Annotated in this window: 20 protein-coding genes and 1 pseudogene; 10 read left to right on the top strand and 11 right to left on the bottom strand. The window is 67.8% G+C overall.

The features are described from left to right. The first annotated feature begins 17 nt into the window (after window positions 1-17). From C8C95_RS04615 to C8C95_RS04600, 3 genes are all read left to right on the top strand, one after another. Window positions 18-1,550, top strand: a complete 1,533-nt coding sequence (locus tag C8C95_RS04615; protein WP_116747813.1) for a circularly permuted type 2 ATP-grasp protein — start codon at window positions 18-20, stop codon at window positions 1,548-1,550. Window positions 1,551-1,552: 2 nt separating this feature from the next. Next, window positions 1,553-1,708, top strand: a complete 156-nt coding sequence (locus tag C8C95_RS04610; RefSeq protein WP_082522527.1) for an alpha-E domain-containing protein — start codon at window positions 1,553-1,555, stop codon at window positions 1,706-1,708. A gap of 142 nt (window positions 1,709-1,850) precedes the next feature. Further along, entirely contained in the window at window positions 1,851-2,810 is a 960-nt protein-coding gene (locus C8C95_RS04600) for an alpha-E domain-containing protein (RefSeq protein ID WP_116747811.1), read from the top strand. On the opposite strand, the gene C8C95_RS04595 is transcribed toward C8C95_RS04600, so the two are convergent. The 3 genes from C8C95_RS04595 to C8C95_RS04580 all read right to left on the bottom strand — a co-directional run bounded on the left by C8C95_RS04595 (window position 2,776) and on the right by C8C95_RS04580 (window position 10,231). Then, entirely contained in the window at window positions 2,776-3,756 is a 981-nt protein-coding gene (locus C8C95_RS04595; RefSeq protein WP_116747810.1) for a transglutaminase family protein, read from the bottom strand. The two genes, C8C95_RS04600 and C8C95_RS04595, sit on opposite strands and share 35 nt — an antisense overlap. Before the next feature lie 168 nt (window positions 3,757-3,924). After that, the gene (locus tag C8C95_RS04585; protein WP_116747809.1) at window positions 3,925-6,570 is read right to left on the bottom strand and encodes a circularly permuted type 2 ATP-grasp protein; all 2,646 of its coding nucleotides are present in this window, start codon (window positions 6,568-6,570) and stop codon (window positions 3,925-3,927) included. A gap of 163 nt (window positions 6,571-6,733) precedes the next feature. Beyond that, on the bottom strand, window positions 6,734-10,231 hold the full coding sequence (locus C8C95_RS04580) for a transglutaminase family protein (protein WP_116747808.1): 3,498 nt from the start codon (window positions 10,229-10,231) through the stop codon (window positions 6,734-6,736). Between the two features lie 161 nt (window positions 10,232-10,392). Here C8C95_RS04580 and C8C95_RS04575 point away from each other — a divergent pair, with 161 nt between their 5' ends. Continuing rightward, on the top strand, window positions 10,393-11,115 hold the full coding sequence (locus C8C95_RS04575) for an alpha/beta fold hydrolase (RefSeq protein WP_116747807.1): 723 nt from the start codon (window positions 10,393-10,395) through the stop codon (window positions 11,113-11,115). 70 nt (window positions 11,116-11,185) lie between these two features. Here the strand turns inward: C8C95_RS04575 and panC are convergent, their stop codons facing one another. Beyond that, window positions 11,186-12,025 (bottom strand): pantoate--beta-alanine ligase, encoded by an 840-nt coding sequence (gene panC, locus C8C95_RS04570; protein WP_116747806.1) that lies wholly within the window; start codon window positions 12,023-12,025, stop codon window positions 11,186-11,188. 36 nt (window positions 12,026-12,061) lie between these two features. Then, entirely contained in the window at window positions 12,062-12,943 is an 882-nt protein-coding gene (panB, locus tag C8C95_RS04565; RefSeq protein ID WP_116747805.1) for a 3-methyl-2-oxobutanoate hydroxymethyltransferase, read from the bottom strand. A gap of 178 nt (window positions 12,944-13,121) precedes the next feature. On the opposite strand from panB, the gene nadC reads away from it, so the two are divergent. The 6 genes and pseudogenes from nadC to C8C95_RS04535 all read left to right on the top strand — a co-directional run. Next, window positions 13,122-13,970 carry a carboxylating nicotinate-nucleotide diphosphorylase gene (gene nadC, locus C8C95_RS04560; protein WP_116747804.1) on the top strand — a complete coding sequence of 283 codons (849 nt, stop codon included), beginning with the start codon at window positions 13,122-13,124 and terminating at the stop codon, window positions 13,968-13,970. Beyond that, window positions 13,967-15,097 carry a quinolinate synthase NadA gene (nadA, locus tag C8C95_RS04555; RefSeq protein ID WP_116747803.1) on the top strand — a complete coding sequence of 377 codons (1,131 nt, stop codon included), beginning with the start codon at window positions 13,967-13,969 and terminating at the stop codon, window positions 15,095-15,097. Before nadC ends, nadA begins: the two co-directional genes overlap by 4 nt. Before the next feature lie 75 nt (window positions 15,098-15,172). Next, window positions 15,173-17,005: a chorismate-binding protein gene (locus C8C95_RS04550; RefSeq protein ID WP_116747802.1), complete on the top strand. Its 1,833-nt coding sequence runs from the start codon at window positions 15,173-15,175 to the stop codon at window positions 17,003-17,005. Window positions 17,006-17,445: 440 nt separating this feature from the next. After that, window positions 17,446-17,646, top strand: coding sequence for a hypothetical protein (locus tag C8C95_RS04545; RefSeq protein WP_056058943.1), 201 nt, complete (start codon window positions 17,446-17,448; stop codon window positions 17,644-17,646). Between the two features lie 96 nt (window positions 17,647-17,742). Continuing rightward, on the top strand, window positions 17,743-18,492 hold the full coding sequence (locus tag C8C95_RS04540; protein WP_116747801.1) for a hypothetical protein: 750 nt from the start codon (window positions 17,743-17,745) through the stop codon (window positions 18,490-18,492). 194 nt (window positions 18,493-18,686) lie between these two features. Beyond that, window positions 18,687-18,973 (top strand): annotated as a pseudogene (locus C8C95_RS04535) (SDR family oxidoreductase); the annotation flags it as partial. A gap of 21 nt (window positions 18,974-18,994) precedes the next feature. Here the strand turns inward: C8C95_RS04535 and C8C95_RS04530 are convergent. From C8C95_RS04530 to C8C95_RS04505, 6 genes are all read right to left on the bottom strand, one after another. Then, window positions 18,995-19,354 carry a 5-carboxymethyl-2-hydroxymuconate Delta-isomerase gene (locus C8C95_RS04530; protein ID WP_110960097.1) on the bottom strand — a complete coding sequence of 120 codons (360 nt, stop codon included), beginning with the start codon at window positions 19,352-19,354 and terminating at the stop codon, window positions 18,995-18,997. Window positions 19,355-19,430: 76 nt separating this feature from the next. Continuing rightward, the gene (gene bioF, locus C8C95_RS04525) at window positions 19,431-20,651 is read right to left on the bottom strand and encodes an 8-amino-7-oxononanoate synthase (RefSeq protein ID WP_116747800.1); all 1,221 of its coding nucleotides are present in this window, start codon (window positions 20,649-20,651) and stop codon (window positions 19,431-19,433) included. Then, window positions 20,648-21,319 carry a dethiobiotin synthase gene (gene bioD, locus C8C95_RS04520; protein WP_116747799.1) on the bottom strand — a complete coding sequence of 224 codons (672 nt, stop codon included), beginning with the start codon at window positions 21,317-21,319 and terminating at the stop codon, window positions 20,648-20,650. Before bioD ends, bioF begins: the two co-directional genes overlap by 4 nt. Next, on the bottom strand, window positions 21,319-22,644 hold the full coding sequence (bioA, locus tag C8C95_RS04515; protein ID WP_116747798.1) for an adenosylmethionine--8-amino-7-oxononanoate transaminase: 1,326 nt from the start codon (window positions 22,642-22,644) through the stop codon (window positions 21,319-21,321). The genes bioD and bioA overlap by 1 nt, the downstream gene beginning before the upstream one ends. Before the next feature lie 2 nt (window positions 22,645-22,646). After that, complete coding sequence (panD, locus tag C8C95_RS04510; RefSeq protein WP_116747797.1) at window positions 22,647-23,027, bottom strand: aspartate 1-decarboxylase; 381 nt, start codon at window positions 23,025-23,027, stop codon at window positions 22,647-22,649. Between the two features lie 67 nt (window positions 23,028-23,094). Then, window positions 23,095-23,469, bottom strand: a complete 375-nt coding sequence (locus tag C8C95_RS04505; RefSeq protein ID WP_056058569.1) for a 6-carboxytetrahydropterin synthase — start codon at window positions 23,467-23,469, stop codon at window positions 23,095-23,097. Window positions 23,470-23,529: the final 60 nt, after the last annotated feature.

Here is a 23,529-nt window from a genome sequence, read left to right as displayed (position 1 = left end):
GCAGGAGATTGGCTCTCATGCAGAAGTTCGACGAGATGGTTACCCGGCTGCCCCTGGCCGGCCTGGGCGGTGCGGCAGGCTGGGCGGGCAGTGATGTACGGCCCCACTATGCGCGGTTTGCCCAGTGGCTGGCGCGCCAGAGTGCCGCATCCATGCAGGCGCGGCGCGCCGAGGCCGAGGTCATCTTCCGGCGCGTGGGCATCACCTTCGCCGTCTACGGCGCCCAGGACGAGGACGGCGCGGGCACAGAGCGGCTCATCCCCTTCGACCTGATTCCCCGCATCATTCCACAGCAGGAATGGGCGCACATGCAGCGGGGCCTGGTGCAGCGGGTCACGGCGCTCAATCGCTTCATCCACGACGTGTACCACGGCCAGGACATCCTGGGCGCAGGCATCGTGCCTGCCGAGCAGATCCTGCGCAACGCCCAGTTCCGGCCGGAGATGGTCGGCGTTCATGTGCCGCTCGATATCTACTCCCACATCAGCGGCATCGACATCGTGCGGGCACCGGATGCGTCAGGCGAGGGCGTGTATTACGTGCTGGAAGACAACCTGCGCGTGCCCAGCGGCGTCAGCTACATGCTCGAAGACCGCAAGATGATGATGCGGCTGTTCCCCGAACTGTTCGCTCAGCACCAGGTGGCACCGGTGGCGCATTACCCGGACTTGCTGCTGGACACCCTGCGCGCCAGCGCCCCGGCCGGCGCGGCCGACCCGACCGTGGTGGTGCTGACCCCCGGCATGTACAACAGCGCCTATTTCGAGCACGCCTTCCTCGCGCAGCAGATGGGCGTGGAGCTGGTCGAGGGGCAGGACCTCGTGGTCAAGGACCAGTTTGTGTACATGCGTACCACGCGCGGGCTGCAGCGGGTGGACGTGATTTACCGCAGGGTGGATGACGACTTCCTCGATCCCGATGTCTTCCGCCCCACCTCCACCCTGGGTTGTGCGGGGCTCATGTCCGCCTACCGGGCCGGCAATGTCGCCATCTGCAACGCCGTGGGCACAGGCGTGGCGGACGACAAGTCCGTCTACCCCTATGTGCCGGAGATGATCCGCTTTTACCTGGGCGAGGAGCCCATCCTGAAGAACGTGCCCACCTGGATGTGCCGCAAGCAGGACGACCTGCAGCACGTGCTAGCCAACCTCAAGGACCTGGTGGTGAAGGAGGTGCATGGCGCGGGTGGCTACGGCATGCTGATTGGCCCCGCGGCCACCCGGGCCGAGATCGAGGCCTTCCGCGCCGCAGTCATCGCCAAGCCCGACGGCTACATCGCCCAGCCCACGCTGAGCCTCTCCAGCTGCCCCACCTATGTGGACAGCGGCATTGCGCCCCGCCACATCGACCTGCGGCCCTTTGTGCTCAGCGGCCAGAAGGTGCAGATGGTGGCGGGCGGCCTCACGCGCGTGGCGCTCAAGGAGGGGTCGCTGGTGGTCAATTCGTCGCAGGGCGGGGGCACCAAGGACACCTGGGTGCTGGGCGATCAGCCCGCTGCAGCACACATACCGTCACCACCAATGCAAACACAACGCCAGGGGAGGGAATGACCATGCTGAGCCGTACCGCCGATCATTTGTTCTGGATGGCCCGTTACACCGAACGGGCAGAAAAGCCCTGCGCAGCGGGGCTTTCGAAAAAATACCGCAAGCGTGTGCAACACGCTCGGGGTTCTCTGCCCTCGTCCAAGAAGGAGATCACATGCTGAGCCGCACCGCCGATCATTTGTTCTGGATGGCCCGGTACACCGAAAGGGCAGAAAAGCCCTGCGCAGCGGGGCTTTCGAAAAAATACCGCAAGCGTGTGCAACACGCTCGGGGTTCTATGCCCTCGTCCAAGAAGGAGATCACATGCTGAGCCGCACCGCCGATCATTTGTTCTGGATGGCCCGGTACACCGAAAGGGCAGAGAACACCGCACGCATGCTCGACGTCAACTACCAGAGTGCGTTGCTACCCCAATCGACCGAGGTGGCCACCCTGGGCTGGCAGGGCTTGCTGTCCATCAGCGAGCTGCTGCCCGCCTACACCGCCCAGCATGGCGAGGTGACGCCCGCCAAGGTGCTCGACTTCATGGTCAAGGACCCGTCCAACCCGTCGTCCATCGTGGCCTGCCTGCAGGCTGCGCGCGAGAACGCGCGGGCCGTGCGCGGTGCGCTCAACACCGAGGCCTGGGAGATCCAGAACCAGACCTGGCTCGAAGTGAACCGCCTGATCGCCAGCGGTGCACTGGAGCAGGACCCGGCGCGATTCTTCGAATGGGTGAAGTTCCGCTCGCACCTCTCGCGAGGGGTGACGGTGGGCACCATGCTGCAGGACGAGGCGCTGCATTTCATGCGCCTGGGCACCTTTCTGGAGCGGGCCGACAACACGGCGCGGCTGCTGGATGTGAAGTTTCACGCGGTGCAGAGCGACTTCATGGGCGCGGCCACAGCACAGGACCAAGACTACGACTTCTACCACTGGAGCGCCATCCTGCTCAGCGTGTCGGGCTTCGAGACCTACCGCAAGGTGTACCGCGACGTGATCACGCCCGAACGTGTGGCCGAGCTGCTGATCCTGCGGGCCGACATGCCCCGCTCACTGCACGCTTGCATGAAAGAGGTGCTGGGCAACCTCGACATGCTGGGCAGCGGCCAGTCGGCCGAGACCCAGCGGCACGCGGGGCGGCTGCTGGCGCACCTCAAGTTTGCACGCATCGATGAAATCCTGACCCATGGACTGCATGCCTACCTCACCCAGTTCCTGGAGCGGGTGAACGACCTGGGCGCGCGGATCAGCCGGGACTTTCTGGTGCCTGCGGCGGTGTGAGGGGTGTATCTGGCGCGTCTGGCGCAGCGGCCATAGCGGCCGTAGCGGCGGGCACCGGCTCCACCGTCACGCCCACCTGCAGCACATGGTGGTCGCCGCCATGGATCACGCCGCGCAGCGGCGACACATCCGAAAAATCGCGGCCGATGGCCAGGGTCACATAGTCCTCGCCCGCCGCGCGGTCGTTGGTGGGGTCCAGGTCAAACCAGGTGTTGTCGTCTGATGCGCCATCACTTTCGTCGGCTGCCGGTGACCACACCGACACCCAGGCGTGCGAGGCATCGGCCCCCACCAGCCGGGGTTGCCCGGGCGGGGGCTCGGTCAGCAGGTAGCCGCTCACATACCGCGCCGCCAGGCCCAGGCTGCGCAGGCAGCCAATCATCACGTGGGCAAAGTCCTGGCACACGCCCCGGCGCAGCCGCAGCGATTCGAGCGCGGGCGTACCCGCATCGGTGGCGTTGGCGGTGTAGGCAAAGTCGGCATGGATGCGCGACATCAGGTGTCTGGCGGCCTGCATCAGCGGGCGGCCGGGTGCAAAGCTCTCGGCGGCATAGGCCACAAAGTCGGCGTGCCGGGGGATATAGGGCGAGGCAAAGCTGAACTCGGTGGCCGCGTGGTAGGGCTGGCCGCGCCGGTAGCTCAGGCGCTCGCGCACGGCATCCCAGGGCTCGCCGGGCGGCGCGGCGGGCACGGGCAGGGTCTCCAGCAGGCTTTCGGCGCGCACCCGCAGTTGCTCGTGGGTGAAGGGCAGGCTGAAGAACGTGCGGGTGTTGCCAAACACGTCCTGCACCATGTTGCACTGGGTTGGGGCGGGGTCCACCTGCAGGCTGTGGGTCAGCACGCGCTGCACCATGCCGGTGCGCGGGCGCAGATGGGCCATGTGCTGGGCGTTCTGCACCGTGGGGGTGTAGTGGTACACCGTTTCGTGGATGACGCGCAGTTTCATAAAAATCCAGGCTTTGAAATCAGACGCAGGCTACGAAACCGGCGCGCCCGAGGCGAGGGCGGCCGAGCAAGGGCCGCCCCGCAGCAAAGGCTGCGTCCCCCTGCCCGCATCGCATCGCGATGCGAGAGCGGGGGGAAGGCGCGCAGCGCCTCAGGGGGGTGTCCCATATCAAGCTCCTACGCTGTGCCGAAGTGCATCCGCCGAATGCGTGAAGTAGCGCGTGGCCAGCACATCCGACAAGCCCATCACGCCCCGCACACACCGGCCCAGATAATCCTCCAGCGCGGCATGGCGGCCCTCGGCATCTAGCGCGCACAGGGCTGCCAGCGACAGTTCGGACGCCTCTGGGATGCCCGTGGCGGCGGATTCGCCGGGCGTGCCCGCAGCCGCTTCGATCTTGGCGATGCGCCCGCGCAGCGTCTGCGCCACCCAGGCCAGCGAGCGGGGATTGTCGCGGTCGATCACCAGCAAGTCCAGCAGGGCGGGCATATCGCGCCGCTGCTGGTACTGCGCGTGGAAGGTGATGGTGCTGTCAAACAGCGCCACCATGGCCTCAAAGCCGCCTTCATCGTGCACGGCGCCGGTCTGCAGGCCACTTTCCAGTGCCGAGGCCAGAAAGCCCAGGCGCTCCAGATGGCGGCCAATGGAGAGCAGGCGCCAGCCGTCGTCGCGGGTCATGCGGTCGGTCTGCTGGCCGGTCATGGCGGCGGTGTGGCCGCTCAGCACTTCCAGCTGGCGCAGCGCATCCAGCGGCGAATAGTCGCCGTCGTCTTCGGCCCCAGTGCGGGGCGCAAAAAACTCCGCCTCGGCCCGCACGATGAGGTTCCAGTGCTCTTGCGACAGGCGGTCGCGCACGGCCGATGCGGCGCCCAGAATGCCGCGCAGGTTGAAGCCCACGCTGGTCACCTGAGCGGGCTGCGTCAGCCCGGCGATCAGCGAGCGCTCGAACACGCGCCGTGCCTGCCCCGCCGCCGGCACCGTGGGCAGCACCAGCCCCTGGCTCACGCCCATGGCGCTCAGCCAAGCCAGCAGCGGTTGCGAGGTCTGGTCCTCGCCGTTCAGGCACTGCAGCGTGATGCGCGCCAGGCGCGTGACGTTCTCGGTGCGCTCGGTGTAGCGGCCCAGCCAGAACAGGTTTTCGGCCGCGCGGCTGGTCACCTGGCGGCTGCGGTGCACCACGGCGGGCGCGGCCTGGTTGTGGGCCAGCAGCGTGGTGGTGTCCACGGGGCCATCGGTCTGCACCCATACATCGGCGCTGCTGCCGCCGCGCTGCATCGATGTAATGCCGCTGTCGCCCTGGGCCAGGCGGGCCAGCCCGCCCGGCAGCACGCGCCACGAGCCGGGGCCGTCGCACACCGCAAACACGCGCAGCATCACCGAGCGGGGGGCGATGGGGCCACCGTCCTGGCCCACACCCTCTGCGGCGTCACTGCGCCAGGTGGGCATTTGCGACAGCGGCAGGTGGGCCTGCACGGTGTATTCGTCGCCCTGGGCTTCGATGCGTGCGGACCACTGCGCCAGGTCTTGCGCCGACAGCGCACCGCCCAGCACGGGCACGCGCTGCGCCATGGGCCAGGTGGGGCGGATCACGCTGTGCGCGAGCTGCGGCAGCACCGCCTGCATGGCCGAGCGCTCGCCACACCACCAGGTGGGCAGCGACGGCAGGGCCAGCTCTTCGCCCAGCAGGTGGCGCGACAGCGCGGGCATGAAGCCCAGCAGCGCCGACGATTCGAGGAACGCCGAGCCCGGCGCATTGGCCACCAGCACATTGCCCGCGCGGATGGCCTGCAGCAGGCCTGGCACGCCCAGGCGCGAGTCGCTGCGCAGCTCCAGTGGGTCCAGAAACTCGTCGTCCAGGCGCTTCAAGATGCCGTGCACCGGCTGCAGGCCGTGCAGCGTCTTGAGGTACAGGCGCGCGTCGCGCACCGTGAGGTCGTTGCCCTCCACCAGCGTCAGACCCAGGTAGCGCGCCAGGTACGCGTGCTCAAAATAGGTCTCGTTGTACGGGCCGGGCGTGAGCAGCACGATGCGCGCATCCGCCCCCGCCGGGCTCATCTGCCGCAGCCCGTCGAGCAGTGCGCGGTAGGTGGCGGCCAGGCGCTGCACATGCATCTGGCTGAACGCCTCGGGGAACAGGCGCGAGATGAGCAGCCGGTTCTCCAGCAAGTATCCCAGGCCTGAGGGTGCCTGCGTGCGCTGCGTCACCACCCACCAGTCGCCCTGCGCGTCGCGCGCCATGTCGAACGCCGCGATGTGCAAATGGGTGCCGCCCACGGGCTGCACGCCATGCATGGCGCGCAGGTAGCCCGGGTGGCCCTGCACCAGCGCGCTGGGCAGCAGGCCACTGCGCAGCAGCTCCTGCGGGCCATAGACGTCGGCCATCACGCGGTCGAGCAGGCGGGCGCGCTGCAACACGCCGCGCTCGATGTGTGCCCAGTCACCCTGCGAAAGGATCAGCGGAAACAGGTCCACCGACCAGGGCCGCTGCGGGCCGTCGGCGTCGGCATAGACGTTGTAGGTGATGCCGTTGTCGCGCACCTGGCGCTGCAGGCTCTGCATGCGCCGGTCCAGGTCCTGGAAGCCCTCGGGCCCCAATTGATCAAAGAATTGGGCCCAGGCGCTAGTGATATCTGGCTTGTTTGCTATTGATTTGGAAGTGACTGATGCAGTGGCAGCACCGGGGGCGTCCGCCACGCTGGCACCCCGCAGCTCGTCAAAATGCCCGGCCGCCGCAGCAGGCGCCAGTGCAGCCGCCAACTGGGCTGCGCTGTCAGAAGGGTCGGGGGTGGGGAGGCTGTCGTTGAGGTGGTTCACTGTGCTCGATTTTCGGGCATTTGGTCGACAACACTCTGCGGGTAACCCACAGCCTTCAAAACCGGCGCGATCCCTACCAGGGACGCCAAGCAAGGGCCGCCCCGCAGCAAGGGCGTCGTCCCCCTTGGGGGGAATGCGCCGCAGGCGACTCAGGGGGGCTTCTCTACCTCCGCATCTTGCGCCGCAGATCCAGCGTGAATGGAAACTCCCGGCTGCCCGGCAGTTCAATGGTCGCAGGCGGTACCGCCAGCCGTCCCGGCGTGTGCCCCATGCGCGAGAAGCGCGCCAGGCGGCGGCTTTCGGCCTCATACGCGTTGACCGGGAAGGTGTCGTAGTTGCGCCCGCCCGGGTGGGCCACGTGGTACTGGCAGCCACCGAGCGAGCGGTTCATCCAGGTGTCCACGATGTCGAACGTGAGCGGTGCATGCGCGCCAATGGTGGGGTGCAGGGCAGAGGGCGGGTTCCAGGCCTTGTAGCGCACGCCCGCCACAAACTCGCCGGTGGTGCCGGTGCTTTGCAGCGGCAGCGGCTGACCGTTGACGGTGACCACATGGCGGCTTTCGTTCATGCCGGTCACGCGCACCTCGATGCGCTCCAGCGACGAGTCCACATAGCGCACGGTGCCCCCGGCGGAGCCTTCCTCGCCCATCACATGCCAGGGCTCCAGCGCGTTGCGCAGGGTCAGCTCCACGCCCATCGATTTCACCGTGCCGACCATGGGGAAGCGGAACTCGAACTGCGGTGCAAACCAGGCCGCGTCAAACGCGTAGCCTGCGGCGTTCATCTCGGCCACCACGTCGTGCATGTCCTGCTGGATGAACGTGGGCAGCATCCAGCGGTCGTGCAGCTCGGTGCCCCAGCGGGCGGCGGGCGCGCGGTAGGGCGTCTTCCAGAAGCGGGCGATCAGGGCGCGCAGCAGCAGCTGCTGCACCACGCTCATGTGGGCGTGGGGCGGCATCTCGAACGCGCGCAGCTCCAGCAGGCCTAGGCGGCCGGTGCTGCTGTCGGGCGAGAACATCTTGTCGATGCTGAATTCGCTGCGGTGCGTGTTGCCCGTCACGTCCACCAGGATGTTGCGCAGCGTGCGGTCCACCAGCCACGGCGGCATGTCCTGGCCATAGGTTGTGCGGTTGGTTTCGATCTCGCGCAGTGCGATCTCCAGCTCGTACAGCTGGTCGTTGCGTGCCTCGTCCACACGCGGCGACTGGCTGGTGGGGCCGATGAACAGGCCACTGAACAGGTAGCTCAGGCTGGGGTGGTTGTGCCAGTACAGCAGCAGGCTGGCCAGCAGCTCGGGCTTGCGCAAGAACGGCGAGTCGGCCGGTGTGGCACCACCCATCACGAAGTGGTTGCCGCCACCGGTGCCGGTGTGGCGGCCATCGGTCATGAACTTCTCGGCCGACAGGCGCGTCTCCCACGCGGCCTGGTACAGAAACTCGGTGTGCTGCACCAGCTCCTTCCAATGGCTGGCGGGGTGGATGTTCACTTCGATCACGCCCGGGTCGGGCGTGACCGCCAGCACCTTCAGGCGCGCATCGCGTGGCGGCGGGTAGCCTTCCAGCACGATCTTCATGCCCAGCTCTTCGGCAGTCGCTTCGATGGCGGCCAGCAGGTCCAGGTAATCATCCAGGCGCGCCAGCGGCGGCATGAAGACATAGAGCACGCCGTATTTCTCGCCCACCTTCTCGGCCTTGGGGCCGCTGGCGCGGCGCGGGTCGCGCACTTCCACGCACAGCGCCGTGCGCGACAGGCCTGCGGCCGACTGGAACTTGCCCGGGGGCTGCACGTCCGCATGCGGGTCGGGCTGCCCGGCCAGGCGCGCGTGGTCGCCACCAGCCGTGCCTTGCGTCATGCGGCGTGCCTCGCCCGGCGCCGTGGCACCCGCCAGATAGGGCAGGTCGCGGTCGCCGGTGACCGGGCCGGATGGCACGGAATACCGCGCCCGCAGCGTGGTGGCAGCGGGCAGCGTGCCCTGCGGCGCGGTCGGGTCTTGCGGGATCAGGTGCTCGGTGTCTGATGCCTTCACCCAGGGCAGGGCGTCCAGCGGCAGGCGGTAGCCCATGGGCGAATCGCCGGGGATGAGCAGCATGCGGTCGTCGCGGAAGAACCACGGCCCGGTGCTCCACACGCTGCCCGCCAGCGTGCCTGCGCCTTCGCCTGCCTGCAGCGGCAGCACATAGCCCACCACGCTGTCGAGTTTTTGCTCGAACACGCGGCGCAGGCGTGCGCGCTCCAGCTCGTCGTCCAGGCGCGCGTCAAACGGGTCCACGTTGACCGGCAGGCGCCGCTCGCGCCACAGGTAGTAGAAGGTGTCTTCGTAGCCGGGCAGAATGAATCGGTCCGTCACGCCCAGCTTGCGCGTGAGGTGGCGCACAAAACGCTCGGCGTCGGCGCTGGTGTAGTGCGAGGGGTTGCGTTCGTCGGCAAACAGCGCGGGGTTTTGCCACGCGGGCTGGCCGTCGGCGCGCCAGCAGATCGACAGTGCCCAGCGCGGCAACTGCTCGCCCGGGTACCACTTGCCCTGGCCAAAGTGCAGGAAGCCGCCCTGGCCGTATTCGGCGCGCAGCTTGTGCGTGAGTTCGGTGGCGAAACCGCGTTTGGTGGGGCCCAGGGCGTCGGTGTTCCACTCCGGCGCATCGCGGTCGCCCACAGCCACAAAGGTGGGCTCGCCGCCCATCGTCAGCCGCACGTCGCCCGCCACCAGGTCGGCGTCCACCTGCTCGCCCAGGGCCAGCACGGCCTGCCACTGGTCTTCGGTGTAGGGCTTGGTCACGCGGGGCGATTCGTAGATGCGCGTCACGCGCATCTCGTGGCTGAACTCCACCTCGGCCTTGTCCACGCCGCCTTCAATCGGCGCGGCGCCCGAGGGCTGGGGTGTGCAAGCGAGCGGGATGTGGCCCTCGCCCGCCATCAGGCCGCTGGTGGCATCCAGGCCGATCCAGCCTGCGCCGGGCAGGTAGACCTCGCACCAGGCGTGCAGGTCGGTGAAGTCGTGGTCGGTGCCGCTGGGGCCATCGAGCGCCTTCACGTCCGGCGTGAGCTGGATCAGGTAGCCCGACACAAACCGTGCTGCCAGCCCCAGGTGGCGCAGCAGCTGCACCAGCAGCCAGCCCGAGTCGCGGCAGGAGCCGCTGGCCTTTTGCAGCGTTTCCTCGGGTGTCTGCACGCCGGGCTCCAGGCGGATGAGGTAGCGGATGTCCTGCGATACCTGCTGGTTGAGCTTGACCAGGAAATCGATGGTGCGCTGCTTGCTGCGGTCCACCTTGTCCAGATAGGCCTGCACCAGCGGTGTCATTGGGTCGGTGGCCAGGTAGGGCGCCAGCTCCTGCTGCACATCGCTGCTGTACTTGAAAGGGATGTTCTCGGCCTCGGGCTCCAGGAAGAAGTCGAAGGGGTTGTACACCGCCATTTCCACCACCAGGTCCACCGTGACCTTGAACTCGCGCGTCTTCTCGGGGAAGACCAGCCGCGCCTGGTAGTTGGCAAACGGGTCCTGCTGCCAGTTGATGAAGTGCTGCGCAGGCTCGACCTTGAGCGAATACGAAATCACATTGCTGCGGCAATGGGGCGCGGGCCGCAATCGGATGGTCTGCGGCCCGAGGCCTACCAGCCGGTCGTATTGGTAATGCGTGACGTGGTGGAGCGCGGCGTGGATGGGCATATGCAGGCCATGCTAGCAAGTCCCGAGCCATCGCGGGCAACTATTCCGGGGGCGGTGACAAGCGGTCATCGGCTGTTCACAATGTGCGGTCCGTGCCCCGCTGCTGGGGCTGTCTCTCTTTAGCTTATCGCGCACCAACTTGGTGATGCCCTGATTCACCCATGTCCCATTCCCCCCAACTACTGCTCCTGCCGGGCCTGGCCGCTGATGAACGCATGTGGCGCGGCGTGCTGCCACTGCTGCCCGCCGCGCTGCGCCCCGAGGCCGCCACCGCCCACCAGGATGTGAACCTGCACCGCATCGAAGACTTTGCCGCACGCCTGCTGGCACAACACGCGGGGCCGCTGGTGCTGGCGGGTGCGTCGATGGGCGGCATGATCGCCATGGAGGCCGCGCGCCAGGCGCCGCAGCGTGTGGCAGGGCTGGCGCTGCTGGGTACCACCGCGCGACCCGAGACGCCCGACATGCGTGCCCTGCGCGAGGGCGCCATCGAGCTGTTTGAACAGGGCCGCATGCGCGAAGTCATCGAGCCCAACGTGGCCCTGGCCTTCCACCCCGTGAACGCCGCCAAGGCGGACCTGGTGCAGGCCTACCTGGACTTTGTGCTGGATGCGGGCCCCGACCACCTGGTGCGCCAGAACCGCGCCGTGATCCATCGGCCCGATGCGCGGGTGCATCTGCCGCAGGTGGCCTGCCCCGTGCTGGTGGTGTGTGGCGCGGCCGACCAGCTCACGCCGCCCGAATGTTCTGCGGAGATCGTGGCGCTGGTGCCCGGCGCCGAACACCACCTGCTGCCCGACAGCGGCCACATGCTGACCATGGAACAGCCCGAGGTGGTGACCCGCTTGCTGGTGCAGTGGCTGGCCCGCAACGGATGGATTTGAATAAATTGAAGAGTTTTTGGCTGCAAGCGCTAGTGGAATTTGCCTGGGCAGCTATGAAAATAGTAGCTAATCAGAACTCCAGGTTGTCAATCAGCCGCGTGCTGCCCAGCCGTGCAGCACCCAGCGCCACCAGCGTGCCTGCGGCATCTTCGGCCGTGGCGGGCAGCAGGTCGGCACGGCGACGCACCGTGAGGTAGTCGGGCGCCCAGCCCCGGGCGCGCAGCGCGTCTTGCGCCTGGGCCTCCAGCGCGCTGCGGTCGCTGGCGCCCAGCCACTGCTGCGCCAGCCGCTTCAGGGCCTGCGACAGGGCCACGGCCTCCTTCCGTTCTTCCAGGCCCAGGTAGCCATTGCGCGAGCTCAGCGCCAGCCCGTCGGCCGCGCGGCAGGTTTCGCCCGCTACGACGTCAATGGGCAGCGCAAACTGCCGCACCATGTGGCGGATCACCATGAGCTGCTGGTAGTCCTTCTTGCCAAACACGGCCGTGCCGCCGGTCTGGCCCAGCACGCAGGCAAACAGCTTCATCACCACCGTGCTCACGCCCACAAAAAAGCCGGGGCGGAAATGGCCCTCCAGCATGTCGGCGAGCTGCGGGTTGGGGTGCACCTTGAAGGTCTGGGGCTCGGGGTACAGGTCCGTCTCGCGCGGGGCAAACAGCACGTCGCAACCGGCGGCCTGCAGCTGGGCGCAGTCGGCCTCCCAGGTGCGCGGGTAGCTGTCAAAGTCCTCGTGCGGCAGAAACTGCAGGCGGTTCACAAAGATGCTGGCCACGGTCACATCGCCCAGGGGCTTGGCCTGGCGCACCAGGGCAATGTGCCCGTCGTGCAGGTTGCCCATGGTGGGCACAAACGCAGGGCGGCGGTAGGGGGCCAGGGCCTGGCGCAGGTCGGCAACGGAGCGGGCAATCAGCATGGGGTCGGAGGGGTCAGAAGGAGAGAAGAAAAGGGCTCACCAGGCGTGCACAGCGTTGTCCGGGAAACGCCCTTGCTTCACGGCCTGCACATACGCCTCCAGGGCGCCGCGCACGCTGCCCGCGTCCTGCATGAAGTTGTGCACGAACTTCGGCATCTTCCCGAGGTTCATGCCCAGCATGTCGTGCAACACCAGCACCTGGCCGGCCGTGCCGTTGCCCGCGCCGATGCCGATGGTGTGGCAGTGCGGCAGCTCGGCCGTGATGTCTGCGGCCAGCGCTGCGGGCACCATCTCCAGCACCAGCATGGCGGCGCCCGCGTCCTGCAGCTCATGGGCCTCTTTGCGCAGCGTGCGGGCCGCGTCGTCGGTTTTGCCCTGCACGCGGTAGCCACCCAGCGCGTGCACCGTTTGCGGCGTCAGGCCCAGGTGGGCGCACACCGGCACGCCGCGCTGCACCAGGAATTCCACTGTGGCCGCCGTCCAGCCGCCACCTTCGAGCTTGACCATGTGCGCGCCCGCCTGCATCAGCACGCAGGCGCTGCGCAGCGCCTGTTCGCGGCTTTCGGCGTAGGTGCCATAGGGCAGGTCGGCCACCAGCCAGGCCGTGCCCTGCACGCGGTGCAGGCCGCGCGCCACGCTGGCCGTGTGGTAGGCCATGGTGTCCAGCGTCACTCCCACCGTGCTGGGCAGGCCCTGGCACACCATGCCCAGCGAGTCACCCACCAAAATGCATTCCACCCCCGCCGCATCGGCCACGGCCGCAAAGGTGGCGTCGTAGGCGGTGAGCATGGTGATCTTCTCGCCCGCAGCGCGCATTTGCGCCAGGCGCGGCAGGCTCACGGGGCGGCGCTGGGGCAGGGGCGATGCAGGCGGCAGCGTGCCGTAGGGCGTGGCGGAAACAGGGCTGGTGGCGGTCATGGAGCGCGGTGGTGCCAAAAAATTGCCGCGAGTCTATGCGACCAATACTGGGTGTACTTATTGGTTTCCAGCGCGGGCCCCAGGGGCCAGCGCTGGCACAGTGGCCTTTGCGTTCCCGGTATGCTCGCGGCCCATGACAGCTGCGACATATTCCGCACATTCCCCCGCAAAGACCCCCATGAGCGATACCGAAGTGAAGGCCCTGGCCCAGGCCGATGTGGCCCGCGCCCTGGCCGAAGACGTGGGCACCGGCGACCTCACCGCCGGCCTGATCGACCCCGCCCGCCGCGCCCGCGCGCGCATCCTGGCACGCGAAGCCGCCGTCATCTGCGGCGCCCCCTGGGCCGAGGCCGCGCTGCGCGCCCTCGACCCCACGGTGCAGATCACCTGGCATGTGGCCGAGGGCCAGCGCTGCGCCCCCGACCAGGTGGTGCTGGAGCTTGAAGGCAATGCCCGCGCGCTGCTGAGCGCCGAGCGCACGGCACTCAACTTCCTGCAACTGCTGTCGGCAGTGGCCACCAAAACCCGTACCTATGTGGATGTGGTGGCTGGCACCCGCGCCCAGATCGTGGATACGCGCAAGACCATTCCCGGCCTGCGCCTGGCGCAAAAGTACGCCGTGCGCGTGGGCGGCGGCACCAACCACCGCATTGGCCTGCACGATGCGGTGCTGATCAAAGAGAACCACATTGCCGCTGCGGGAGGCGTGACCGCCGTGCTGCGCGCGGCCGAGCGGGTGGCGTCTCAGGCAAAGTTCATCGAGATCGAAGTCGAAACCCTGGAGCAACTGACCGAGGCGCTGAACGCGGGCGCCAAGATGGTGTTGCTGGACAACATGCCGCTGCCCATGCTGCGCGAGGCCGTGCGCATCAATGCAGGCCGCGCCATCCTCGAAATATCGGGCGGCGTCACGCTCGACGGCCTGCGCGAACTGGCCGAGACCGGCGTGGACCGCATCTCCATCGGCACCCTGACCAAGGACGTGAAGGCCACCGACTTTTCGATGCGCCTGCAGGAGCTGGCATGAGCACCGCAACCCTGAACCGTATCGACGTCGAATACGAGCAGCCTGACGAGGCGACACCGGGCGCTGTTTGCTCTACAAAACATGCCTGGGCGCGCGTGCCGCCTGAGCCCTCGGAAACTGAGCGTGCAGCGCTGAAAGACAAGATCCGCCGCCTGCTGAAGGAAAAGAACGCGGTCATGGTGTCTCACTACTACGTGCACCCCGACCTGCAGGACCTGGCCGAGGAAACCGGCGGCCTGGTGAGCGATTCGCTGGAAATGGCGCGCTTTGGCCGTGACCACGCGGCGCAGACCCTGGTGGTGAGCGGCGTGCGCTTCATGGGCGAGACAGCCAAAATCTTGAGCCCGGAAAAGACCGTGCTCATGCCCGACCTGGACGCCACCTGCTCGCTGGACCTGGGCTGCCCCATCGACGAATTCAGCGCGTTTTGCGATCAGCACCCAGACCGCACCGTGGTCGTCTACGCCAACACCAGTGCCGCTGTGAAGGCGCGGGCCGATTGGCTGGTCACCTCGAGCTGCGCGCTCGACATCGTGAGCGCCCTCAAGGCCGCAGGCCAGAAGATCCTGTGGGCGCCCGACCGCCACCTGGGCGCCTACATCCAGCGTGAGACGGGCGCTGACATGGTGTTCTGGAACGGCGCCTGCATCGTGCACGACGAGTTCAAGGCGCTGGAGCTGGAGCTGCTGAAAAAGCAGCACCCACAGGCCAAAGTGCTGGTCCACCCCGAAAGTCCCGCCGACGTGGTGGCCCTGGCCGACGCCGTGGGTTCCACCAGCGCCATCCTCAAGGCCGCGCGCGAGATGGATGCCACCGAGTTCATCGTGGCCACCGACAACGGCATGATGCACAAGCTGCGCACGCTCAACCCCGGTAAAACGTTCTACGAAGCCCCCACGGCGGGTAACAGCGCCACTTGCAAAAGCTGCGCACACTGCCCCTGGATGGCGATGAACGGCCTGGCCGATGTGGCCCGCGTGCTGGAGACCGGTGCGAACGCTGTGCACGTGGACCCTGCACTGATCCCGCGTGCGCGCCAGCCGATTGACCGCATGCTGGCCTTCACGGCGGCGCTCAGGAATGGTCAGCCCACCGGCGCACTGTTGCCCCACCTGGGCGCTGCCTGAGTGCGCACGACGTGTTGATGTTTGCTCATGTTTTGATAGCTACAGGCGCATGATCCACTAGCGCCTCCGCCTGCTTTGACTTCTAGTTGCCACATTGACTTCACCCAGCCGCTGAGCGCAGGCGCCGCGCGCCTGCGCCACCGTTTCGAGGCCCCGCGCGAGGTGCTGGTGGCCCAGGCACTGCACGAGGTGCGCGGTGTGCTCGACGCCGTGTTTGCCACCGCACAGCAAGGACGCTGGTGCGTGGGCCATGTGCGCTACGAGGCCGCCCCGGCCTTCGATGCCGCATTGCAGACCCATGCGGCCGACGGCCCGCTGGCCTGGTTCGCCGTGTACGACGCGCCCCAGCCCGGGACCGACGACGCGGCGGATGCTGCCGCAGCGGCAACCCCAGCGCAGGTGGTGTGGGACGACAGCCCCGAGCGCGAGCAATTTGACGCGGCACTGGCGCAGATCCAGCAGGCCATCGCGGCGGGCGAGCTCTACCAGGTCAACTACACCGCGCCCTTTCGCGGCACGCTGCAGGGCTCGCCGCAGGCCCTGTTTGCTGCACTGTTGCGCGCCCAGCCCGGGGGCTATGCCGCCTACCTGCAGGCGGGTGACGAGCATGTGCTGTCGGTGTCGCCCGAGCTGTTTTTTGACTGGCTGGACGCGTCTGAAGGCGGCACCCTGCTGGCCCGCCCCATGAAGGGTACGGCCCCGCGCGGCGCCACCCCCGAGCAGGACGCGCAGCAGGCCGAGCACCTGCGCACGGCGCCCAAGGAGCGTGCCGAGAACGTGATGATCGTGGACCTGCTGCGCAACGACATGTCGCGCATTGCGCTGCCGCACAGCGTGCAGGTGCCTGCGCTGTTTGCCACGCAGGCCTTGCCCACGGTGTGGCAGATGACCTCGGACGTGACGGCGCGCACGCGGCCCGGCACCACGCTGACGGATGTGTTTGCGGCGCTGTTCCCTTGTGGCTCCGTCACGGGGGCGCCCAAGGTGCGCGCCATGCAGATGATCCGCGCGCTGGAGCCCGCGCCGCGCGGTGTGTATTGCGGCGCGGTAGGTGTGGTGCGGCCTGGCGGGGCGGCGGGGCCGGACGGCCTGCACCCGGTGGCGGCCACGTTCAACGTGCCCATCCGCACCGTGGTGCTGCGTGGCGTGGGTACGGGTGCCGGTGCGGAGGCCTCCCCCGGCGTTGCCAAAGCCACCTGCGGCATTGGCAGCGGCATCACCTCGGGTGCCGAGGCGGGCGCCGAATGGGCCGAGTGGCACCACAAGCGCGCCTTTGTCGAGCGGGCCAGCGCTCCGTTCGAGGTGCTCGAAACGCTGGGCTTGCACCACGGCAAGTTCACGCACGCCGACCAGCATGTGCGCCGCATGGGCGAGGCGGCTGCGCATTTCGGCTTTGTGTTCAACGCCCATGCGGTGCGCCAGGAGCTGCAGATTGCCGCCCTGCAACACCGCGATGGCGACTGGCGGGTGCGCCTGCTGCTGGCGGCGGACGGCAGCGCCCGCGCCGAGGCCTTTGCGCTGCAGACCACGGCAGTGCCTGTGCGCCTGCAACTGGCGCTGCGCCCCTTTGCGGCCGCACACAGCGAGTTTGTGCGCTACAAGACCACGCGGCGCGCGCACTACGCGGCGTTTGCACCCACCACCCCCGGCGTGTTCGATACCGTGCTGTGGAACGAGGCGGGCGAGATCACCGAAGGCACCTTTGGCAACATCGCCGCGCTCATCGATGGGCGCTGGGTGACGCCGCCCCTGTCCTGCGGCCTGCTGCCCGGCGTGGGCCGCGCCGTGGCACTGCAGGACGGCCACGTGGTGGAGGCCGTGCTGCGCGTGGCCGACATCCCCCGCGTGCAAGGCTGGGCCTTCATCAACAGCCTGCGCGGCTGGCTGGACGCCACGCTGGACGCGTAGCCAGTCCTTTTCTCGCAACCTCCCTGTTGGCGTCCCGCCCCCAGGTGTTTGGCGGCCGCCGCAGGAGCCGTTCAGCGCAGTGGATAAGGCCGTGGGTGTGTTGCCTTCGGTGGTCGTTCAGTCAGGGGGCCGAGCGTGCCAACGCGCATCCTGTGCATCAGGATGTGACGCAGCTTGCCCGGGCTGTAGGCGCTTGCATGGCGCCTACCCAGCCTGACCGCACCGGCCTGGCAAGGCCGGTTGCTGCGGTCTGGCAAATGCCCCCTTTTGCATCCCGCTACCTGCTGTGCGCTTGCTTACACCGCATCGCACCTGGCCCACAGGCCTATAGGACACGGCCTACAAAAAGCGCTGCGGTGCCCCTCGAACATGAACCCACACAAGACGCCTTTGAAGGCTTTTTGTGCCACCTTTGTTCAACCACTTCGACAGGAGCCACCATGTCTCAAAACAACCCGCAGAACCAGCCCAACACCCCTTCGTCTCAGCGCCAGTCGCCCGCCGGGCAGCAGCAGGCCGAGCAGAGCACGGGCGGCAACACCCACCGCCAGCAAGGCGCCCGCAACGACGCCGACACACACGCGCAGGGCCGCGACCAGAAGCAGCAAGGCAGCCGCGATTCGCACAAGAGCCAGCCCTGAGACCGGGCGGGCCACAACAGCATGTGGCCAGCCGCACCCTTCCATTCCTATTCACTTTCAACTTTTGATATTCCCATTGACCGCAAGGAGAACACCATGGGCTACAGAGACAGCGACGACAGCAACTTTTCCCGCCATGGCATGGGCCGCGATGCCGACGACATGCGCTTTACCGAGCGCGGTGACCACCAGGGCTACGGCAGCGAAGACCATCGCGGCAGCAGCCCTGGCGGTTACCGCCAGGAGTTCGAGAACCGCAATGACCGCAGCGACCGCTATGAGCAAGAACGCTATGGCCACGAACGCTATGGCCAGTACGGCCTGAACCGCAGCCGTAGCGAATCGCAGGGCTACCCGCGCTCGGGGCGTGAAGGTTTTGGCGCGTATGGGCCTCAGGGCCGCTCGGGCTACGACAACGGCCCCGGCCGTCAGCACCAGGCCTGGGGCGCCCCGTACGAGAGCCAGGGTTTTCGCGACGACGAAGGGCGCTTTGCCTCGCCCTATCGCGACGATGAACGCGGCCAGGGTGGCTATGGCAACGCCTATGGCTTCACCCGCAATGCACCGCCCGCCCAGCAGAGCCGGGGCCACCGCGATCCCGACTACCAGCAGTGGCGCGACGAGCAACTGCGCATGCTGGATGACGACTACGACAGTTGGCGCAAGGAGCGCTACCAGAAGTTCTCGGATGACTTCAGCCAGTGGCGCTCCACACGCACCAGCGGCAGTTCGGGCCAGCAGCAGCCTGGCCAGCAGAACCAGAAAGGTGCGGGCTCCCAGAGCGCATCCAGCACTGCGTCTGGCGGCAACCAGGGCAATACTGGCAAGTCCAAGGATGCCGGCTGACCGTTGCTGCGACTGAAGTGGCCGGGCCGGGGCAGTGTGTACTGCCCCGGCCCGGTCGTTGAACTCGCCGTCCGTACCACCGTGGGCGCACTGGCCTTGAAGCCCAGGCGCCCCTTTTTTGGCTCCGGTTGACCTGGAGCCCCTGTCGGCAGAAAGACATTCCGCCGTGACCGCCTCCGACCCCTTCGCTCCCGGCCACCGAGGGCGCGATCCATGCCTTTACCAAGGTGCTGGCGCACAACTGGCCGACCTGGGAATCCGCGGGAAAGCGGTGGCGCCGGGGCCGGTGTGGGCACCGCTGATCCCGGCGGAGCGCCTGGCCAAGGAAGTGGAAAAGGTTGGCGTCACAACGCGTCTGGACCGCCCGGCGCAACCCGAGGAGATCTCGCCCGCCGACGTGTTCCTGGCGGCCCCGTGTTGCTCCAGCTACATCACGGGCATCGTGCAGCCCATCACCGGCAACGCAGGCGACGGGGCCTGAGGCGGGGGCAAGAGCGCAGCGTCAGAGCCGCTCTTTGGCGTACGAGCCCCGGTCCATATCGACGATCTCCACGCTCAATTGCACCATCACGCCCTGGGGCTTGGGGGTGCGCTCGCGCAGGACCGCGGCAATGAGGTCGGACAGCTCCTTCTTGGCCTCGGGCGTGCGGCCTGACAGCAGGCGCAGTTGTGCGTGCACAAAGGCGCGGTTGGCGGGCGCGATGCCGATCTCGAAGCTGTCGGCCACGATGAAGCGCGTCTTCAGGTCGGCCTCGTCCTGCACCTGGGGATGGGCGCACAGGGCGGCGTTCAGGGCCGTCAACGTTTCGGCTTCGGGGTAGTGGGGCAGGTTGGCCGAGTATTCGATGGTCAGGTGGGGCATGGAATCGTCTCGCTGGAAGGATAGGGGAGGGCCTGCACTGGCAGGGCGCCTGGGCTGTGCATGGTACTGCGGCTTGTCAGCGACTCACCAACGGTGTCGCCAGCGCATGCAGCGCGGCCAGCAGTTGCGCCACATCGTCGGTGGTGTGCGCGGCGGACAGCGCAATGCGCAGCCGCGCCGTGCCCGCTGGCACGGTGGGCGGGCGGATGGCAGGCACCCACAGTCCTTTGGCGCGCAGGCCTTCCATCACCGCCAGCGCCGCTTCGTTGCTGCCGATGATCAGGGCCTGCACGGGGGTGTGCGACGGCAGCAGGTGCCAGCCCAGCGATGCAGGCAGCGTGGACAGGCCTTGGCGCAGTTGCGCGATGAGTCCGTCCAAGTGCGCGCGCCGGTCGTCGGCTTCCTCCATGAGCTGCAGGCTTTGGCGCAGTGCGCTCGCCAGCAGCGGTGGCGCGGCGGTGGCAAAGATGTAGGTGCGCGTTTTCTGCAGCAGCCATTCGATGAGGGCTGCATCGCCGGCCACAAAAGCGCCCGCCACGCCCGCTGCCTTGCCCAGCGTGGCCATGTACAGCACGCGGCGCGAGGCGTGGGGGCCCGTCAGCCCCGCCCGTGCCAGGCTGCCGCGCCCTTGGGGGCCCAGCACGCCAAAGCCGTGGGCATCGTCCAGCAACAACAGTGCGTCGTAGCGCTCACACAGCGCGAGCAGGGCTGGGATGTCGATGAGATCGCCGTCCATGCTGAACACCGCATCGCTGATCACCAGCTTGCGCCGAGCGGGGCTGGCGGCAAGCTGCGCTTCCAGCGCTGCCAGGTCGGCGTGGGGATAGCGGTGGATGGTGGCGCGCGACAGGCGGGCACCGTCGATCAGGCAGGCGTGGTTGAGTGCATCGGAGAACAGCGCATCGCCGTCACCCACCAGCGCGGGGATGATGCCGGTGTTGGTGGCATAGCCCGCGTAGAAGTACAGCGCACGGGGCAGTTGCACGAAGGCGGCCAGGTCGTGCTCGAGCGCATCGTTGGCGGCGCTGTGCCCGCTCACCAGGGGCGAGCCGCCGGAGCCCACGCCAAAGGTGTGCGTGGCGTCGCGGGCAGCCTCGGCCAGCGCTGGGTGGCTGGCCAAGCCCAGGTAGTCGTTGCTGCAAAAGGCCAGCATGGGCTGGCCGTCCACCAACAGGCGGGCACCCTCGGCGGGCACCACCACGCGGCGGCGGCGCAGCAGGTGCGCGCGCTCGATGTCGGCCAGGCGCGCGGGGATCTCGTCGAGCCACGACGTTTGTGGTGCCGTGGCGCTTGTCATCGCCAGTCCTTGGGCAAATCAAACACCAGGCTGCCGGGTTCGGGTAGCTCCTGGTGCGGCACATCGGCCAGCAGCGGTGCACCCAGCCGGGTACGCAGGTAGGCAATGTTGTCCTCCACCGCCTCCATGTCGGGGTCCACCCGGTTGGCCACCCAGCCCGCCAGCGTGAGGCCCCGCGCACGGATGGCCTCGGCGGTCAGCAACGCATGGTTCAGGCAGCCCAGCCGCAAACCCACCACCAGCACCACCGGCAAGGCCAAGGCCTGGGCAAGGTCTGCGCCAGTCAGCGTATCGGTGAGCGGCACATGAAAACCGCCTGCCCCCTCCACCACCACGGCGTCGGCCTGTGCGGCCAGCGTTTGGTAGCTGGCGACGATGGCAGCGATGTCGATCTGCACACCCGCCCGCGCTGCGGCGATGTGGGGCGAGAGCGGGTCGGGCAGCAGCACGGGGTTGTCCAGCGCTGGCGGCACGGCCAGGGTAGAGGCCGAGCGCAGCGCAATCGCGTCTTCACTGGCCCAGTCGTCCCCCCAGGGCACCAGGCCAGCCGCCACGGGCTTCATGCCCACCACGCGGCGGTGGTGGCGCGCCAGAGCGTGTAGCAGCCCGGCGGACACCAGCGTCTTGCCGACACCGGTGTCGGTGCCGGTCACAAAACATCCCATCATCAACTTTCCTCCTGCAGGGTGGCGTTCAGCGCATCGAGCGCGCCGCTGGCAAGGCTCTGCACGGCCTCGTCGTCGAGCGCATAGGGTGGCATGGCGTACAGCGTCTTGCCAATGGGCCGCAGCACCAATCCGCGTGCCATGGCGTGCTGGTGGTAACGGCGCGCAAAGTCGGGCAGGGTAGTGTCTACATCCCAGGCCCAGATCATTCCGATACGGCGTGCATGCCGCACACGCGGGTGCTGCGTGAGGGGTGCACAGGCCACATCGATGCGCTGCGCCAGCGTCTGGTTGGTTTTCAGTGCATCCAGTTGCTCAAACAATTCGAGCGTGGCCAGCGCTGCGCGGCAGGCCAGAGGGTTGCCGGTGTACGAGTGCGAATGCAGAAAGCCCCGCGCCACATCGTCGTCGTAGAACGCGGCGTACACCGCATCGGTGGTGAGCACGGCCGACAGCGGCAGTGTGCCGCCCGTGAGGCCTTTGGACAGGCAAATGAAATCCGGCCGGATTCCGGCCTGCTGGTGGGCGAACATGGTGCCCGTGCGGCCAAAGCCCACGGCGATTTCGTCTACCACCAGGTGCACCTCGTAGCGGCTGCACAGCGCACGCGCCAGGCGCAGGTATTCGGGGTCGTGCATCGCCATGCCCGCTGCGCATTGCACCAGGGGCTCCACGATCAGCGCGGCGGTGGTGGCGTGGTGCTCCTGCAACCACGCCTCCAGCGCCGCAGCGGCACGTCGGGCCACGTCCTGGGCTGTCTCGCCGGGGCCTGCGCCGCGTGCATCGGGGCTGGGCACGGTGTCAGCCAGGCGCACCAGGGGCGCGTAGGCCTCGCGGAAGATCGCTATGTCGGTCACGGCCAGCGCGCCCACGGTTTCGCCGTGGTAGCCACCGGCCAGACCCACAAAGCGGCTCTTGGCGGGGCGACCGGTGTTGCGCCAGTAGTGCGCGCTCATCTTCAGGGCGATCTCGGTGGCGGCGGCACCATCGCTGCCGTAGAACGCATGGCCCAGGCCGGTGAGCGTGGCCAGGCGCTCGGAGAGTTCCACCACGGGCGCATGGGTAAAGCCCGCGAGCATCACGTGGTCCAGATGTCCCAGCTGGTCCACCAGCGCGGCCTGGATGTGTGGGTGGCTGTGGCCGAACAGGTTGACCCACCAGGAGCTGATGCCGTCCAGGTAGCGCTTCCCATCGGTGCTGTAGAGCCACGGGCCCTGCGCGCGGGCAATCGCCACGGGAGGCTGGGCCTCGTGCCGCTTCATCTGGGTGCACGGGTGCCAGACGGCAGCCAGGCTGCGGGCCACCAGAGCGTCATGGGTTGGCGCCATCGTTACAGGGCCTGCGTGGGCACTTCGTGGCGCAGTTCCGTCTGGCGGTTGCGGTCGTCCACAAACACCAGTTGCGGCTGGTGCGCGGCCACCTGGTCTTCGTGCACCTGGGCGAAGGCCGCAATGATGATGAGATCGCCCACTGCAGCACGGCGTGCAGCCGAGCCGTTCACCGAGATCATGCCGCTGCCGCGCTGGCCCTTGATGGCATAGGTGACAAAGCGCTCGCCGTTGTTGATGTTCCAGATATGGATCTGCTCGTTCTCGGCGATGTTGGCGGCGTCCAGCAGGTCTTCGTCGATGGCGCAGGAGCCTTCGTAGTGCAGCTCGCACTGGGTCACGGCCACGCGGTGGATCTTGGATTTGAGCAGGGTGCGGAACATCGGGCTTCCTTGGGTGAAGTCTGTGAACTTTTGGGGGGTGACCTGCCGGTGGCAGGGCCGTTGCCGGTCAGGGCTGTGGAAAGTCCAGCGCGCAGCTGTCGCCCAGCGCCTCGCGCCACACGCGCACGCGGCTCAGGCTGGCGCGCAGGTCTGCGGGCAGTGCCTGGGCGATGAACAGGCACAGGTTCTCCAGCGTGGGTGTGCCCAGGCCGGGCACCTCGTCGAGCATGTGGTGGTCCAGCTGCTCGCGCACCACGGCCAGGCCCTGGCGCAGCAGGCCCAGGTCCAGCACCATGCCGGTGGCGGGGTCGCGCGGGCCGGTCAGGAACACTTCGGCGTGGTAGGTGTGGCCGTGTACGCGACGGCTGCCTTCGGCCTCGATCTCGCGGCGCAGGGTGTGGGCGGCGTCGAAGAAGAAGCGCTGGGAGATGGTGAACAACATACGGTGATTTAGAAGGACTTGGAGAGGCTAACAAAGCTCAGCGAAGCGGCCCTGGCTAGG

It is taken from the genome of Acidovorax sp. 99 (assembly GCF_003096455.1).
GTDB lineage: Bacteria > Pseudomonadota > Gammaproteobacteria > Burkholderiales > Burkholderiaceae_C > Acidovorax > Acidovorax delafieldii.
Note: the sequence above shows the minus strand (reverse complement) of the source record. Positions and strands in the feature narration are given on the sequence as shown.

Excerpts from the sequence above, each read along its gene's own strand:
- C8C95_RS04615 (WP_116747813.1), top strand. The coding sequence starts at position 18 with ATGCAGAAGTTCGACGAGATGGTTACCCGGCTGCCCCTGGCCGGCCTG.
- C8C95_RS04610 (WP_082522527.1), top strand. The coding sequence starts at position 1,553 with ATGCTGAGCCGTACCGCCGATCATTTGTTCTGGATGGCCCGTTACACC.
- C8C95_RS04600 (WP_116747811.1), top strand. The coding sequence starts at position 1,851 with ATGCTGAGCCGCACCGCCGATCATTTGTTCTGGATGGCCCGGTACACC.
- C8C95_RS04595 (WP_116747810.1), bottom strand. The coding sequence starts at position 3,756 with ATGAAACTGCGCGTCATCCACGAAACGGTGTACCACTACACCCCCACG.
- C8C95_RS04580 (WP_116747808.1), bottom strand. The coding sequence starts at position 10,231 with ATGCCCATCCACGCCGCGCTCCACCACGTCACGCATTACCAATACGAC.
- C8C95_RS04575 (WP_116747807.1), top strand. The coding sequence starts at position 10,393 with ATGTCCCATTCCCCCCAACTACTGCTCCTGCCGGGCCTGGCCGCTGAT.
- panC (WP_116747806.1), bottom strand. The coding sequence starts at position 12,025 with ATGCTGATTGCCCGCTCCGTTGCCGACCTGCGCCAGGCCCTGGCCCCC.
- panB (WP_116747805.1), bottom strand. The coding sequence starts at position 12,943 with ATGACCGCCACCAGCCCTGTTTCCGCCACGCCCTACGGCACGCTGCCG.
- nadC (WP_116747804.1), top strand. The coding sequence starts at position 13,122 with ATGAGCGATACCGAAGTGAAGGCCCTGGCCCAGGCCGATGTGGCCCGC.
- nadA (WP_116747803.1), top strand. The coding sequence starts at position 13,967 with ATGAGCACCGCAACCCTGAACCGTATCGACGTCGAATACGAGCAGCCT.
- C8C95_RS04545 (WP_056058943.1), top strand. The coding sequence starts at position 17,446 with ATGTCTCAAAACAACCCGCAGAACCAGCCCAACACCCCTTCGTCTCAG.
- C8C95_RS04540 (WP_116747801.1), top strand. The coding sequence starts at position 17,743 with ATGGGCTACAGAGACAGCGACGACAGCAACTTTTCCCGCCATGGCATG.
- C8C95_RS04530 (WP_110960097.1), bottom strand. The coding sequence starts at position 19,354 with ATGCCCCACCTGACCATCGAATACTCGGCCAACCTGCCCCACTACCCC.
- bioF (WP_116747800.1), bottom strand. The coding sequence starts at position 20,651 with ATGACAAGCGCCACGGCACCACAAACGTCGTGGCTCGACGAGATCCCC.
- bioD (WP_116747799.1), bottom strand. The coding sequence starts at position 21,319 with ATGATGGGATGTTTTGTGACCGGCACCGACACCGGTGTCGGCAAGACG.
- bioA (WP_116747798.1), bottom strand. The coding sequence starts at position 22,644 with ATGGCGCCAACCCATGACGCTCTGGTGGCCCGCAGCCTGGCTGCCGTC.
- panD (WP_116747797.1), bottom strand. The coding sequence starts at position 23,027 with ATGTTCCGCACCCTGCTCAAATCCAAGATCCACCGCGTGGCCGTGACC.
- C8C95_RS04505 (WP_056058569.1), bottom strand. The coding sequence starts at position 23,469 with ATGTTGTTCACCATCTCCCAGCGCTTCTTCTTCGACGCCGCCCACACC.